Consider the following 13,073-nt stretch of genomic DNA (forward strand, 5'->3'; position numbering starts at 1 on the left):
ACAGCCAGGATTTTCTGGTTTTCTAAAGGAGCAATACGAATGGAATACATCATCCTCATACTGATCGGGCTTTTCGCATCGGCTCTCGGTGCCCTGGTCGGCATCGGAGGCGGGGTCATCATTGTGCCGCTGCTCATATTCTTCGGTATCAATGCAGGGATACTGGAGCGCATCACCCCCCAGAGTGCCGTCGGCACTTCCAGTCTCGTTTTGATTGTCATCGGCCTGTCTGCAATGATCTCCTATGGACGGAGCAACCAGGTCGATATGAAAAATGGCTTGCGGTTTCTCATCGGAATCATGCCCGGCGCCTTTGTCGGATCCTACGCGAGCCAGTTCTTCACCATCGACAGCTTCAACCTTTACTTCGGTATATTTCTTATTTTTCTAAGCACACTGCTTATCATCAGGGACAGGATCAAACCGATTTCCATCTTCCAGAATGAACGCTATATGGAGCCGCATGTCGACAACATGGGGGACGTTCACCACTATGGTTTTCCCGCTTGGATCGCCATCCTCTCAACATTCATCGTCGGCTTCTTCACAGGTCTTTTCGGCATCGGTGGCGGGGCGCTGATGACACCGCTCATGCTGCTCGTATTCCGCATGCCGGCGTCAATCGCCATCGGAACGAGCATGATGATGGTCTTCTTTTCCGGCACAGCAGCTGCCGTCGGACATGTCCTGCAGGGCAATGTGGATTTCTGGTATGCTCTGTTCATCGTTCCGGCTGCATTCTTCGGTGCCAAGATCGGTGTCTCGATCAACCGGCGCTTCAATTCCGATACGATGGTTGTCGTGCTGCGTACGGTTCTGCTGCTCCTTGGCGTATACATGATTCTACAGACCATCATATAGAGGTGATTCGATGGAAGTGAAACTATTTCATACAAATGACATTCATAGTCATCTATACAACTACTTGAAAATAAAAGATTTTCTGCACAACAAAAAACGTCAGCATAAGCATAATATGGTGTATGTCGACCTTGGAGATCACGTCGATCGATCGCATCCCTATACCGAAGCGACGCTCGGCAAAGGCAATATCGATATTCTGAATGATGCCGGATGCGAAGTGGCGACCATCGGCAATAACGAAGGCATCACACTGCAGAAGGAGGATCTCAAATCCCTGTACGACAATGCGGATTTCGACGTCATCTGCGCCAACCTGCGTGAGGTCGGCAGTGAGTCTCCATACTTCAGACCGTACGTCATCAAGGAGATCAATGGCATCAAGTTCGGCTTCATCGCTGCCACCGTCGAGTTCACCCCATTCTATAAGGCACTCGGATGGGAAGTATCGGAGAGCTTCGACTGGATCCTCGAGGCGATCCGTGAAATCAATACTGAAGTCGACTGCATTGTCATGATGAGCCATCTTGGCAGATATGACGACGAGTCCCTTGCGATGATGTTCCCGGAAATCGATGTCATACTGAGCTCCCATACACATCACTACTTCGAAGAAGGCGAGTGGATCGGCGATACGCTGCTCGCCGCTGCCGGACGCTACGGTGACTACGTGGGTGAAGTGACACTCGAATTTGACGAGAAGACGCTTGTCGGCAAGCGTGCACGTCTCTATGATACGGATCTGCTTACGAGCAGCGATGACCACTACTATGAGATGGGGCGTGATATGCTCTCCACTGTGATCAAGGATTCGGCGGCGCCGATCGAGCGCAGGCTCTATTCGACGAGCAGTTTCATCACATCACTCGCCCGTATGGTCCGCCTGTTTACGGACAGCGATGCCAGCCTGATCCATACAGGTCTCATCGTAAAACCGTTTGAAGGTGGCATGCTGACGGACTATGATCTGCACAAGGTCCTGCCCCATGCGATCAATACAGTGCAGATCGAGCTGACAGGACGGGAGCTGAAGGAGATATTCAGCCAGGCCTCAAAGCACGAATTCAAGGATGAGATCATACGGGGCCTCGGTTTCAGAGGTGACATATTCGGCTGCTTCGTCGCCGAGAATATCGGCTACGTCCAGTCCGAACGTGAATACTACATCAACGGCGAAGTGATCGAGGACCGCAGGCACTATACACTCGGCACTCTGGACATGTATACATTCGGCAGGATCTTCCCGCAGTTCCGATACTCGAGAAAAGTATACAAGATGCCTGAATTCCTGAGGGATATCGTCAAGATCTACAGCTCGGAACTGTAGTTGAAAAACAGACAATATATGATATAATATTCTATAACAATTGAAGAACGAAAAGTAGAGGTCGCAACGGCTAGGAGTACGTGAGGGAGCAGGCATGCTTTGAACTCATGGAAAGGAGCAGTTGCCGAAGGATGCGCCCGGCGGGGTGATGTTCTGGGGTCAGGTCGAACAGGTCTGGCACTGTCATTGCGATGATGCGCTACAACCTGGTGAGAGACGTCACGGTGGCTGATTCTGTAATGCTGCTGTGACGTCTTTTTTGTAGTCCAAATAAACTTCAGGAGGATATATATGGAAAGTATACTCAACTGGGAGTACATCTCCCTCATCCCGCCATTACTGACACTGGTTCTCGTCGTACTGACCCGCAAGGTGGGCATCAGCCTTGGTGTCGGCATCATCACTTCGGCGTTTGTCGTTGCCGGTGCAGGCATCGTTGAAACACTCCGGATAATCTGGAACAGCTTTGCCATGATTTTTGTCGATGGCGGCACCATCAACACGTGGAACGCCTTCATCCTCATCTTTCTCAGTCTGCTCGGCATCATGACGGCTTTCATCAACATGTCGGGTGGCGCAAAGGCGTTCACTGCATGGGCCCTGACAAAAGTGAAGTCCCGCAGGGGAGCGAACTTCGCAACAGCACTGCTCGGCATCATCGTATTCATCGATGATTATTTCAGTGCACTGATCGTCGGCCAGGTGGCAAAACCGCTTACCGATAAATACAACGTTTCAAGAGCAAAGCTCGCCTATCTGATCGATACGACGGCTTCACCAGTTTCCGTCATCGCACCCATATCAAGCTGGGGTGCCGGCATCATGGGACTTGTGGCACCGCTGCTTACAGCAGCCGGTCTTGTTGCCATTTCGCCATTCCAGGCGTTCGTCTACATGATTCCGATGAATTTCTATGTACTGACCGCCATCGCCATGATGTTCATCGTCATCGCTACCCGGTTCGATATCGGTCCGATGCGCAAGCATGAGACGCTGGCGCTCAATGAAGGCCGCGTCGTGGAGAATCCACGTGAAGTGCCCGGAGAAACGGATGAAGCGCTTCCCGTCCATCAGGATGGCTCGGCAAAAGCGCTGATCATTCCGATTCTCGGTCTGGCACTGACTGTCATTGTGGCGATGTTCATTACAGGTGCAATGACCGGCGGTTCTGTGGATATCTTCAGCATTTTCGAAAATACACTCGTAACACATTCGCTTGTCATCGGTGGTGTTGTCGGCCTGGTGCTCAGCCTGTTCTACTTCTTCAAGGATACGCGTCACAACAGCGACTTCGGCAAGAGTGAAATCTGGCTTGGCGTGAAGACCGGATTCATGGCGATGTTCCCGGCCATCCTCGTACTGACACTGGCATGGATGATCGGTGACCTGATCGGTCAGCTCGGTACAGGAGAACTGCTCGGTGCCATGGTCGAACAATCCAGCCTCCCGACAGGCGTCCTGCTTGCGGTTGTCTTCGCAGTGGCCTGTCTGATGGCATTGGCGACGGGTACGAGCTGGGGATCTTTCGGCATTCTGATCCCGATCACCGGTGAGATCATGATTTCACTCGGTGCAACGGACCTGCTGCTGCCAAGTATCGCAGCAGTACTGGCCGGAGCGGTATTCGGCGACCACTGCTCACCAATATCCGACTCCACGATCCTGTCCTCGACAGGTGCCGGGTGCAACCATATCGTCCACGTCATGACCCAGCTGCCGTACGCGGTCCTGTCTGCACTGATTGCGCTTGTCGGCTATCTGGTTCTCGGACTGACCTCAAGCCTGCTGCTATCGCTTGGTGCCCTGCTCGTGCTGATCATACTTGTTTTTGTTGTGGCAAAAGTCGTCTACACGCCGATTGCCAGAAGGAATACTCAATCATAATACTGATCATGGAACCTCCACTTTCGAGTGGAGGTTTTTCTATCATCCAACAATTTCAACAATTTCAATTTTTCCTACTTTATCAGTATAATTATGATAATATGAGTATGACATCTACATAAATAAGGGAGGCATTGCAACATGGCCACAAAAAATGAAGAAATTCTAAGAAAACCCGACTGGCTGAAGATCAAACTGAACACGAATAAGAACTATACCGGACTGAAGAAGATGATGCGGGAGAAGAACCTGCATACCGTATGTGAAGAAGCGAAATGTCCAAATATCCATGAGTGCTGGGGAGAGCGCCGCACTGCGACATTCATGATTCTTGGTGCGGTATGTACGCGTGCATGCAGGTTCTGCGCCGTGAAGACGGGCCTGCCGAATGAACTTGACTGGGATGAACCGAATCGTGTGGCGGAATCCGTCGAGCTGATGAATCTCAAGCACGTTGTCATTACTGCAGTGGCAAGGGATGACCTGAAGGATGGTGGGTCGGCTGTCTATGCAGAGACTGTCAGAAAAGTACGGGAGAAGAATCCGTTTACGACCATCGAAGTATTGCCATCCGATATGGGTGGCGAGTATGATAGTCTGAAGACGCTGATGGATGCCAAACCGGATATACTGAATCATAACATCGAGACGGTCGAGCGTCTGACGCCAAGAGTGCGTGCCAAGGCGAAGTATCACAGGACACTTGAGTTCCTGCAGCGTTCCAAGGAGATGTATCCTGAAATACCGACAAAATCGAGCCTGATGGTCGGTCTTGGGGAGACGGTGGAGGAGATCCACCAGACAATGGATGACCTTCGGGCGCATGATGTGGATATCATGACGATCGGACAGTATCTGCAGCCTTCGAGAAAACATCTCAAAGTGCAGAAATACTATACACCACTCGAGTTCGGAAAGCTCAGGAAAGTGGCCATGGAAAAAGGGTTCAAACACTGCCAGGCAGGGCCGATGGTGCGTTCAAGCTATCATGCGGATGAGCAGGTGAACGAAGCGGCCAAGGCCAGACAGGCGAAAGGCGATGAACTATTGAAAGGTGAGTAGAACTATGATTACGGTGGACCATATGAATTTCGAACTGGTCGAGAACTACCGGGATGCTTTTGATGAAACGCAGTTTGACAGCAAATACAGCGAAGTACTCAACAAATACGATTACATCGTCGGAGACATCGGCTACGAAAAGCTGAGGCTGACCGGCTTCTACCGCGACAATAAGAAGAAGGTCGAGCGGGACAAGAAGTATAGCGCCATCCAGGACTACCTCTACGAGTACTGCAATTTCGGATGCGCCTACTTTGTTTTGCGCAAAGTTTCCAAGACGGAATTGAAGGAGCGCGAAGAGGCGTCCGATAATACTGCTGATGCGCCTGTGGATGATGTGGAAAATGAAGCGCATGAAGAACAGGAAGATGCACAGACGAACAGCAGAACACTTGCGGCAAGAAAGCCAAGTGGATGAACAGCAGAAAAGCCTGCATTCCCTTCCCGGGAATGCAGGCTTGATTTATACGGTGCAGTCAGACGATGATTTCCGATAGGAACGCTTCCACTTCGGCTGCTTCCTCGTCACTGAGCCCGAGTATATGAGCGATATACCCTTCCTCCTCGAGGTCATCGGAACCGATGATTCCGAAACGGCTGCTCTGGGTGTTCAGCACCAGGCTCTTGCCGAAGTAGCGATCGGTCTGGATGATTGCCAGATCATATCGGGCATGCTCTCCGACAAAGCTGACATAGCGCGTATTGGTATCTTCCGATTCATCATAAAGAAAGAAGTCGATCAAAGAGTTCCCCTCCAGTTCAAGTGTACTGGAATTATGCTATCATATTATTGTAATAGTTACAAAAGAACGATGATAGGGGTGGCGACGTATGTATTTCGTAGATAAGGACTTACTGATTGAACGTCTGGATTATATAGAACGTCTTACGGGGACGTTTGAAGAAAGGGAAGGTCTTGCGCTTGAGCGGTCCTGCCATATGCTCATTGAAGCGGTCGTTGATGTCGGCAATATGATAATAGATGCTTTCATACTGCGTGATCCGGGCAGCTATCAGGATGTCATGGACATCATGGAGAATGAAGGGGTGATTCCATCCGAGGACAACCGCCGTTTCCAGAAAACATTCAGATGGCGCAGCGAACTGACGCGCAACTATACACGGCTTGATCATGAAGAGATGAAGGCCGACTTCGAGGAACATCTTTCGGCCTATCAGGACTACAGGAAAAATGTCTTTGATTTCTTTGAGAATGAAGGGCAGGCAATTACAGCGTTCAGAGGTGACCAGCATGAAGTATGAAGGCTATCTGATTGACCTTGACGGCACGATGTATAACGGAAATACGGTCATCGACGGTGCCATCGACTTCATAGACAGGTTGAACCAGGCAGATATCCCTTATGTTTTTCTGACGAACAATGCGACCAAAACGCAGGCAGAGGCAGCGCAGAAGCTGATCGACATGGGTTTTGATATCCATTCGGAAACGCTATATACATCCGCTATGGCAACAGCTGCCTATCTGGAAGTGGAGGCACCGGGGGCATCGGTCCATGTGATCGGCACGGACAGTCTGCGGTCGACGCTGGAAGCAGCGGGATGTGTCATTACAGATGACAGTCCGGACTTTGTAGTAATGGGGCTCGACAGGCAGATCACCTACGATAAGCTGGCGCTTGGCGCCCGTCTGATTTCAGCCGGCGCAGGGTTCATATCGACCAACCCCGACAGAAAATTTCCAAGTGATGAAGGGCTGCTGCCCGGAAATGGCGCGCTCGTCTCTGTACTCGCAAGTACAACAGATGTGGAACCGATCGTCATCGGCAAGCCGAAAGGGATCATTCTGGAAGCCGCAATCAAGGCACTCGGGCTGCCGAAGGATAATGTCCTGCTTGTTGGGGACAACTACGACACCGATATACTGACCGGACTCGATAACGGAGTGGATACACTCCACGTCAACACCGGCGTCACACGTGCAGAAATAGTGAAGGAAAAGGCGATGCAGCCTGCACATATGATCAACCAACTGAGTGAATGGAGCGTGGAATAGATGAAGAAGATCGTAATCACCCGAAAGATCAATCCGACGATGATCCAGAAGCTTGAAAAGGACTTTCGAGTCGTACTATGGGATGAAGCGGAAAAGCCGATGCCGCGTGACCGCTTCCTTGAAGAGACAGCGGATGCCCATGGTGTGCTGACAATGCTCAGTGATAAAGTCGATGAAGAGATGCTGTCGAATGCTCGAAACCTCAAAGTGGTGGCCAATCTTGCGGTCGGCTATGACAACATCGATCTTGAGTCGGCGAAGCAGCACAACGTCATCATTACAAATACGCCGGACGTCCTGACAGAGACGACTGCGGAGCTTGCATTCACTCTGATGCTGACAGCAGCACGCCGGGTGCTTGAGGCGAACCGTCAGCTGATGGCAGGCGAATGGTCCGGATGGAGCCCGTATCATATGGCTGGCACCGACATATTCGGCAAAACGGTTGGCATTTTCGGCATGGGATCGATTGGTGCCGCGTTTGCCAGAAGGCTCAGCGGTTTCCGTACGAAAGTGCTCTATCACAACCGGAGCCAGTCCGAACTCGGTGAGACCCTCGGCGCAGAATATGTTTCGTTCGAAGATCTGCTGTCCGCTTCCGACTTCGTCCTGTGTGCGGCACCGCTGACAGATGAAACGAAGCACCGTTTTGATAAGGAAGCGTTCCAGCGCATGAAAGACAGTGCTTTCTTCATCAATATCGGCCGGGGTGCCCATGTTGTGGAGGCGGACCTCGCTCGTGCAGTGGAGACGGGTCAGATCAGAGGGGCTGCCCTTGATGTATTTGAAAATGAACCGATCGGCAAGGATCATCCATTCGTCAATATGGATAACATGACACTGCTGCCGCATATCGGCAGTGCATCGGTGGACACAAGAAACAATATGATGAACCTGTGCGTCAATAATATTATGGAAGTACTGAACGGCGGCAATCCGATTACGCCTGTCAAATAGCTTCACGCCCCCAGAGGGGGCTTTATTTTCAAAAACATTGTTAACCATATATAAATTATGGTTAACAAATAATGATGTTAGTGGTATGATGGTACTCTAATCAGAAAAGAGGGGGATTTCATGTCAACAAAACATCTGGTCTACGTTGCGCTGTTTGCAGCGCTGATTGCAGTCGGTGCACAGATCCGTCTGCCCATCGGCCCGGTACCGGTCACATTCCAGGTACCGATGGCACTGCTTGCCGGTCTGCTGCTCGGACCGAAGCTTGGTGCATTGAGCGCCACGGTCTATATGCTGATGGGGCTTGTCGGCCTGCCGGTCTTTGCCGGAGGTGGCGGCATTGCAACCGTAGTCTCTCCGACATTCGGTTTCATCGTCGGTCTGATACCGGCTGCCTTCTGCGCCGGGCTTGGTACTGCCTACAGAACGCCGCTTGCCGGTACAGTGAGCTTCACACTGCTCGCCCTGTTCTTTGTCTTTCTGTTCGGCTTCCTGTACTTCATTTTCATCATGAATACTGTCATCGGCACGCCGATGAGCGCGATTGAAGCACTTAAAGTGGCTGTGCTGCCATTCATCGTGAAGGATGTCATAGTCGCCGTGCTCACCAGCCTGTTTGCACGGACGCTCCATGCACGCGGGCTTGATCTCGCAAGCAGCTGAGTGAACAAAAAAGCCACTGGATACTCTCCAGTGGCAAGGCTCATGCCTGCTCCGCCATCGATTTCTGGATCGGCTTCAGCTGCACATGGCCGTCCTGGACGATTTCATCATTGATGGTGACGAGTGGATAGAACAGCTCATCCTCATTGATGCGTTCGATGATGCTTTCGTCAAAGTCGGAAAGATTATCATTCCGGTCGATATCGATATAGTTGAAATTCAGATCGTCTTCCGGATACTTTCGACTGAGGACCGCTTCAAGCCATTCGTATGTGTCCTTTGACCCAGGCGCATTGACACAGCTGGCGCAGATGACATCACGTCCATAGACGTTGATCACGTACTTCATAGGATAACATCCGCCTTTCAGATGATGGATTTTTCTTTCCATATCCATTATAATATACATATAATCATTTGCGTATGAAAGAATAAGGAGTGAATTTCATGACTACTAGCCAGGATACAATGTTTGAACAAGTCGATGAAGTACTTGATAAATTGCGCCCGTTCCTACTTAGAGATGGCGGAGACTGTGAACTTGTGGATGTAGAGGATGGTATTGTCAAGCTGCGCCTTCTCGGTGCTTGCGGCACGTGCCCAAGCTCCACCATTACGCTTAAAGCCGGCATTGAACGTGCACTGCTTGAAGAAGTTCCAGGTTTTGTGGAAGTGGAACAGGTATTCTAAGCCATATACATCAACAGCCCCCGCAATCTGCGGGGGCTGTTCTTTAGTTGCCGAGCTTGTACATCCATAGGACGCCGCTTTTCAGCATGCGTGCAATACGACCTGTTACGGTCCGCTCCTTGAGGTAGGCGAACCCTTCCTTCGAGCCAAGTGAACCGAGAATGCCCTGCATCTTTATTTCAGGCATTTCGGATGGAAGTGGCCGTTCTTTTATAAGCGTATCGATGACTTCTGCGATCTGCTCCGCCTGTCCTTCTGCCACCTGGGCGGAAGGCGCGTGCTCGAGTGCAGCGGAATCACCGACGACGTAGGCATTTTCAAATCCTGGTATCTGATGGTACTGGTTGAGGACAACACGCCCACCAGCTCCGAATTCAACCGGCATCTCGCGAACTGCTTCAGCCGGCTGGACGCCTGCCGTCCAGATGATCATATCGAGATCCTGTGAGTCATTGTTATTGTAGACCTTGTCTGCTTCAACCTTGACGATGTTGGAATTCGGAATGACTTCGACATCATTTTCATCGAACCATCTTTTGACGTAGGCGCTGAGGCGTGCCGGATACATCGGCAGAATGCGGTCGCCACGGTCGAACAGCTTGATGATGAGGTCACCGCGGGCTTCCCGCAGTTCACTGGCCACTTCGATGCCACTGAGTCCGGCACCGATGATGCCGACTTTGGCACCTGGGCTCAATGAACCGATTTTTTCGTAGGTGGCGCGGGATTGTCTTAACGTCTGGATGCTGTAGGTATGTTCGCTGGCACCTGGTACATCATGATACTTGTCTTCGCATCCGAGACCGATGACGAGTGTATCATAGCCCAGTGTCTGGTTTTCAAGGATGACCTGGTTCCCCTCGAGGTCGATGCTGGTAATGGTATCATATATCACATTGACCTTGTCATCATCAGGAAAGTCCACCCGGACCGTCTTTTCGCTTTTGGTTCCAGCAGCAAGCGCATAGTATTCTGTCTTCAACCCATGGAAAGGGTTCTTGTCAACGAGCGTAATAGTATAGTCGGATGGTAATTTGGGCAGAATGCGCTGAATAAAGCGCATGTTTCCATATCCCCCTCCGAGACATACAATAGTTTTCATAGTCAGTACCGCCTTGTTTAGAAATTCTATTACTTTCATTATAATGTTTAACAGGATAAACTACAATGAAAGTAGGTAATAATACAGAGAAAGAGGGAGTGCGATGTTTACCCTTGTGGAGTTCTGTTCATCGAATATGCTTAAGGGGACTGAAGAAGTGTACCGCACTTTGGACGAAGATCCCGGAATCGATGTGCTGGACTACGGATGCCTGAATAACTGCGGCCTGTGCAGCAAGGCATTTTTTGTCCTTGTGGATGGGCAGATCGTCAGTGCAATGACACCCGAGAAACTGCTTGAGAAGATCTACAAAAGAATAGACAGGAACGAGAGAGAGCTTGAGGACTGGACCGATGATTTGAACTAGTCCGGCAATTGCTTTATAATTGATGTAATCAAAAGGTAATAAGAGGTGATGAAATGTCTCATATAACTTTGACTGAAAGCGCCGCATACGAAGTACGTGATATGCTGGAAGGCAATGACATGGCAGATGGCTATCTCAGATTCAAGATCCAGGGTGGTGGCTGTACAGGTCTGACATACGGCATGGCAGCAGAAATGGACAAGGCCGAAAACGACGAAGTATACGAGTTCCATGGTGTCAAAGTACTGGTGGACAAGTATGACATTCCCGTCATCGACGGAACTGTTATAGATTTCAAGCAGTCGCTGATGGGTGGCGGCTTTACAATAGAAAATCCGAACGCGACACTCTCCTGTGGCTGTGGCTCCTCATTCAGAACGGAGTCAAACGCTGGAACTCCCCAGCCGGATTGCTGATAATTTAGCAAACCGCTTGATATATGTGAAGAAAATCGCTAATATTATAAGAGAATAATATTAGCGATTTCATTATGTCTAAATTTATGTGGATTTCAAATATCGGAGAGAAAAGGTGACTGAATAATGAGCTTTGAGAGAAAGAAAATTCTGGTGCTGGGTGCAGGTTATGCTGGGCTGCAGACTGTGACCAAACTTCAAAAACTGCTATCTCATCAAGATGCCGACATTACACTGATCAATAAGGATGAATACCACTACGAGGCGACTTGGCTGCATGAAACAGCTGCAGGTACCATCGATTGGGAAGAGGGTGTCTACCCGATAAATAAAGTCATCGACACCCAGAAGGTCGTCTTTGTACCAGCTGAAGTAACAGCAATCAACAAGGACGAGCAGCAGGTGGAAACGACACAGGGCACATTCGACTATGACATTCTTGTCGTTGCACTCGGTTTCGAAAGTGAAACTTTCGGCATCGAGGGCATGGCGGAGCATGCACACTCTCTCGTCAACCCGCAGACTGCACTTGCTGCACGCCAGGAAATCGAACGCAATTTTGCCAAATACAAGCAGTCCAATGATGACAAGGATATTTCGATTCTTGTCGGTGGTGCCGGCTTTACAGGCATCGAATTCCTCGGTGAACTGGTGGAAAGCATTCCTGAACTATGTCAACGCCATGGCATCGACTACAGCAAAGTGAATATCACCTGTGTCGAAGCAGCGCCGAAAATGCTGCCGATGTTCCCTGAAAACCTCGTGGACTATGCCATGGACTACCTCAAGGACCGTGGTGTCAACTTCATGGTCGGCACACCGATTGTTGCTGCGAATGAAAATGGCTTTGTCGTTGAAGTGGATGGCGAAAAGCAGCAGCTCGAAGCGAGCAGCATCGTATGGACAGCAGGTGTACGCGGCAACAGCCTGATGGACGAGTCATTCGACGGGGTCAAACGGGGACGCATCATGGTAAATGCGGAACTGCTTGTTGAAGGCTACGACAACATCTACGCGATTGGCGATGTGGCAGCAGTCATGAACAACGAGGCATCCCGTCCATGGCCGACAACTGCCCAGATTGCAATGCAGCTTGCCGAGCATACAGCGAAGAACATCCAGCTGTCATTGAAAGGTGAAAAGCTTGAGCCGTTCTCCTATAATGACCGCGGTACAGTCTGCTCACTTGGTTCGAAAGATGGCATCGGTCTTGTAATGGGTCGTGAAATCAAAGGCCGCAAAGCTGCGTTCATGAAGCGCGTCATCGATTCAAGAGCGATATTCAAAATCGGCGGACCGATGCTTGCCGTTTCAAAAGGCAAGATGCTCTGATAAATCGATAGTACAGGCATGGGTATTGATTCAATGCCCATGTCTTTTTTTCATGTGGAGGTTAATAGAAAATGTCAATTATACAACTCGCAATATCCATGCTGCTTTTCTTTGTCCTATTCTATGGCATCAGCTTCATTCTGAATATGATACTGAAAATGACATGGCTGATGGTGGGCGTCTATCCATTCATCGTTCTGCTCATCGTTGATGGCATATCATCAGCAGAATATTTTACAAATACATCCGAGGCTTTCGGTACTCTGGGAGAAAGGCTTGTCAATCTGCATATTGCCGACATTCTTATGCTCGGCAGTGGTTTTATCGGAACGATACTGGCAGGCATGACAATCCGATACTTGCGCAAAGCCGGATACCAGATGTTCTAGGAGGAT

The 13,073-nt window shown here is 50.0% G+C and carries 17 protein-coding genes and 1 riboswitch; of the genes, 14 read left to right on the forward strand and 3 right to left on the reverse strand.

Annotated elements, in window-relative coordinates; genetic code table 11:
- Positions 1-39 precede the first annotated feature (39 nt).
- From FO441_RS00165 to FO441_RS00185, 5 genes are all read left to right on the forward strand, one after another.
- Entirely contained in the window at positions 40-861 is an 822-nt protein-coding gene (locus tag FO441_RS00165) for a sulfite exporter TauE/SafE family protein (RefSeq protein ID WP_145284044.1), read from the forward strand.
- Between the two features lie 10 nt (positions 862-871).
- Positions 872-2,188 carry a bifunctional metallophosphatase/5'-nucleotidase gene (locus FO441_RS00170; protein ID WP_145284047.1) on the forward strand — a complete coding sequence of 439 codons (1,317 nt, stop codon included), beginning with the start codon at positions 872-874 and terminating at the stop codon, positions 2,186-2,188.
- A 47-nt stretch (positions 2,189-2,235) separates the two neighbouring features.
- Positions 2,236-2,398: riboswitch (Lysine riboswitch) on the forward strand.
- 81 nt (positions 2,399-2,479) lie between these two features.
- Positions 2,480-4,072, forward strand: a complete 1,593-nt coding sequence (locus tag FO441_RS00175) for a Na+/H+ antiporter NhaC family protein (RefSeq protein ID WP_145284050.1) — start codon at positions 2,480-2,482, stop codon at positions 4,070-4,072.
- 141 nt (positions 4,073-4,213) lie between these two features.
- Positions 4,214-5,134, forward strand: coding sequence for a lipoyl synthase (gene lipA / locus FO441_RS00180; RefSeq protein ID WP_145284053.1), 921 nt, complete (start codon positions 4,214-4,216; stop codon positions 5,132-5,134).
- A gap of 4 nt (positions 5,135-5,138) precedes the next feature.
- Entirely contained in the window at positions 5,139-5,552 is a 414-nt protein-coding gene (locus FO441_RS00185; protein ID WP_145287238.1) for a YutD family protein, read from the forward strand.
- A gap of 58 nt (positions 5,553-5,610) precedes the next feature.
- On the opposite strand, the gene FO441_RS00190 is transcribed toward FO441_RS00185, so the two are convergent.
- Complete coding sequence (locus FO441_RS00190) at positions 5,611-5,877, reverse strand: DUF3055 domain-containing protein (RefSeq protein WP_145284056.1); 267 nt, start codon at positions 5,875-5,877, stop codon at positions 5,611-5,613.
- A gap of 88 nt (positions 5,878-5,965) precedes the next feature.
- Between FO441_RS00190 and FO441_RS00195 the strand changes: the two genes are divergently transcribed.
- The 4 genes from FO441_RS00195 to FO441_RS00210 all read left to right on the forward strand — a co-directional run bounded on the left by FO441_RS00195 (position 5,966) and on the right by FO441_RS00210 (position 8,771).
- A complete protein-coding gene (locus FO441_RS00195) occupies positions 5,966-6,397 on the forward strand; it encodes a DUF86 domain-containing protein (protein WP_145284059.1) in 432 nt (143 codons plus the stop codon).
- A complete protein-coding gene (locus FO441_RS00200) occupies positions 6,387-7,151 on the forward strand; it encodes a TIGR01457 family HAD-type hydrolase (protein WP_145284062.1) in 765 nt (254 codons plus the stop codon). Before FO441_RS00195 ends, FO441_RS00200 begins: the two co-directional genes overlap by 11 nt.
- Positions 7,152-8,108: a 2-hydroxyacid dehydrogenase gene (locus FO441_RS00205; RefSeq protein WP_145284065.1), complete on the forward strand. Its 957-nt coding sequence runs from the start codon at positions 7,152-7,154 to the stop codon at positions 8,106-8,108.
- Positions 8,109-8,228: 120 nt separating this feature from the next.
- A complete protein-coding gene (locus FO441_RS00210; protein WP_145284068.1) occupies positions 8,229-8,771 on the forward strand; it encodes a biotin transporter BioY in 543 nt (180 codons plus the stop codon).
- A 40-nt stretch (positions 8,772-8,811) separates the two neighbouring features.
- Here FO441_RS00210 and FO441_RS00215 read toward each other — a convergent pair whose 3' ends face one another.
- Positions 8,812-9,120, reverse strand: coding sequence for a YuzD family protein (locus FO441_RS00215; protein WP_145284071.1), 309 nt, complete (start codon positions 9,118-9,120; stop codon positions 8,812-8,814).
- A gap of 98 nt (positions 9,121-9,218) precedes the next feature.
- Between FO441_RS00215 and FO441_RS00220 the strand changes: the two genes are divergently transcribed.
- A complete protein-coding gene (locus tag FO441_RS00220) occupies positions 9,219-9,461 on the forward strand; it encodes a NifU family protein (RefSeq protein ID WP_145284074.1) in 243 nt (80 codons plus the stop codon).
- Between the two features lie 43 nt (positions 9,462-9,504).
- On the opposite strand, the gene FO441_RS00225 is transcribed toward FO441_RS00220, so the two are convergent.
- Entirely contained in the window at positions 9,505-10,563 is a 1,059-nt protein-coding gene (locus tag FO441_RS00225; protein WP_145284077.1) for an NAD(P)/FAD-dependent oxidoreductase, read from the reverse strand.
- A gap of 103 nt (positions 10,564-10,666) precedes the next feature.
- On the opposite strand from FO441_RS00225, the gene FO441_RS00230 reads away from it, so the two are divergent.
- From FO441_RS00230 to FO441_RS00245, 4 genes are all read left to right on the forward strand, one after another.
- Positions 10,667-10,930, forward strand: coding sequence for a DUF1450 domain-containing protein (locus FO441_RS00230; protein ID WP_145284080.1), 264 nt, complete (start codon positions 10,667-10,669; stop codon positions 10,928-10,930).
- A 53-nt stretch (positions 10,931-10,983) separates the two neighbouring features.
- On the forward strand, positions 10,984-11,346 hold the full coding sequence (locus FO441_RS00235; protein WP_145284084.1) for a HesB/IscA family protein: 363 nt from the start codon (positions 10,984-10,986) through the stop codon (positions 11,344-11,346).
- 126 nt (positions 11,347-11,472) lie between these two features.
- Entirely contained in the window at positions 11,473-12,678 is a 1,206-nt protein-coding gene (locus FO441_RS00240; protein WP_145284087.1) for an NAD(P)/FAD-dependent oxidoreductase, read from the forward strand.
- Between the two features lie 71 nt (positions 12,679-12,749).
- Positions 12,750-13,067, forward strand: a complete 318-nt coding sequence (locus tag FO441_RS00245) for a YuiB family protein (protein WP_186365431.1) — start codon at positions 12,750-12,752, stop codon at positions 13,065-13,067.
- Positions 13,068-13,073 lie beyond the last annotated feature (6 nt).

This window comes from Salinicoccus cyprini, assembly GCF_007713705.1.
Classification (GTDB): domain Bacteria; phylum Bacillota; class Bacilli; order Staphylococcales; family Salinicoccaceae; genus Salinicoccus; species Salinicoccus cyprini.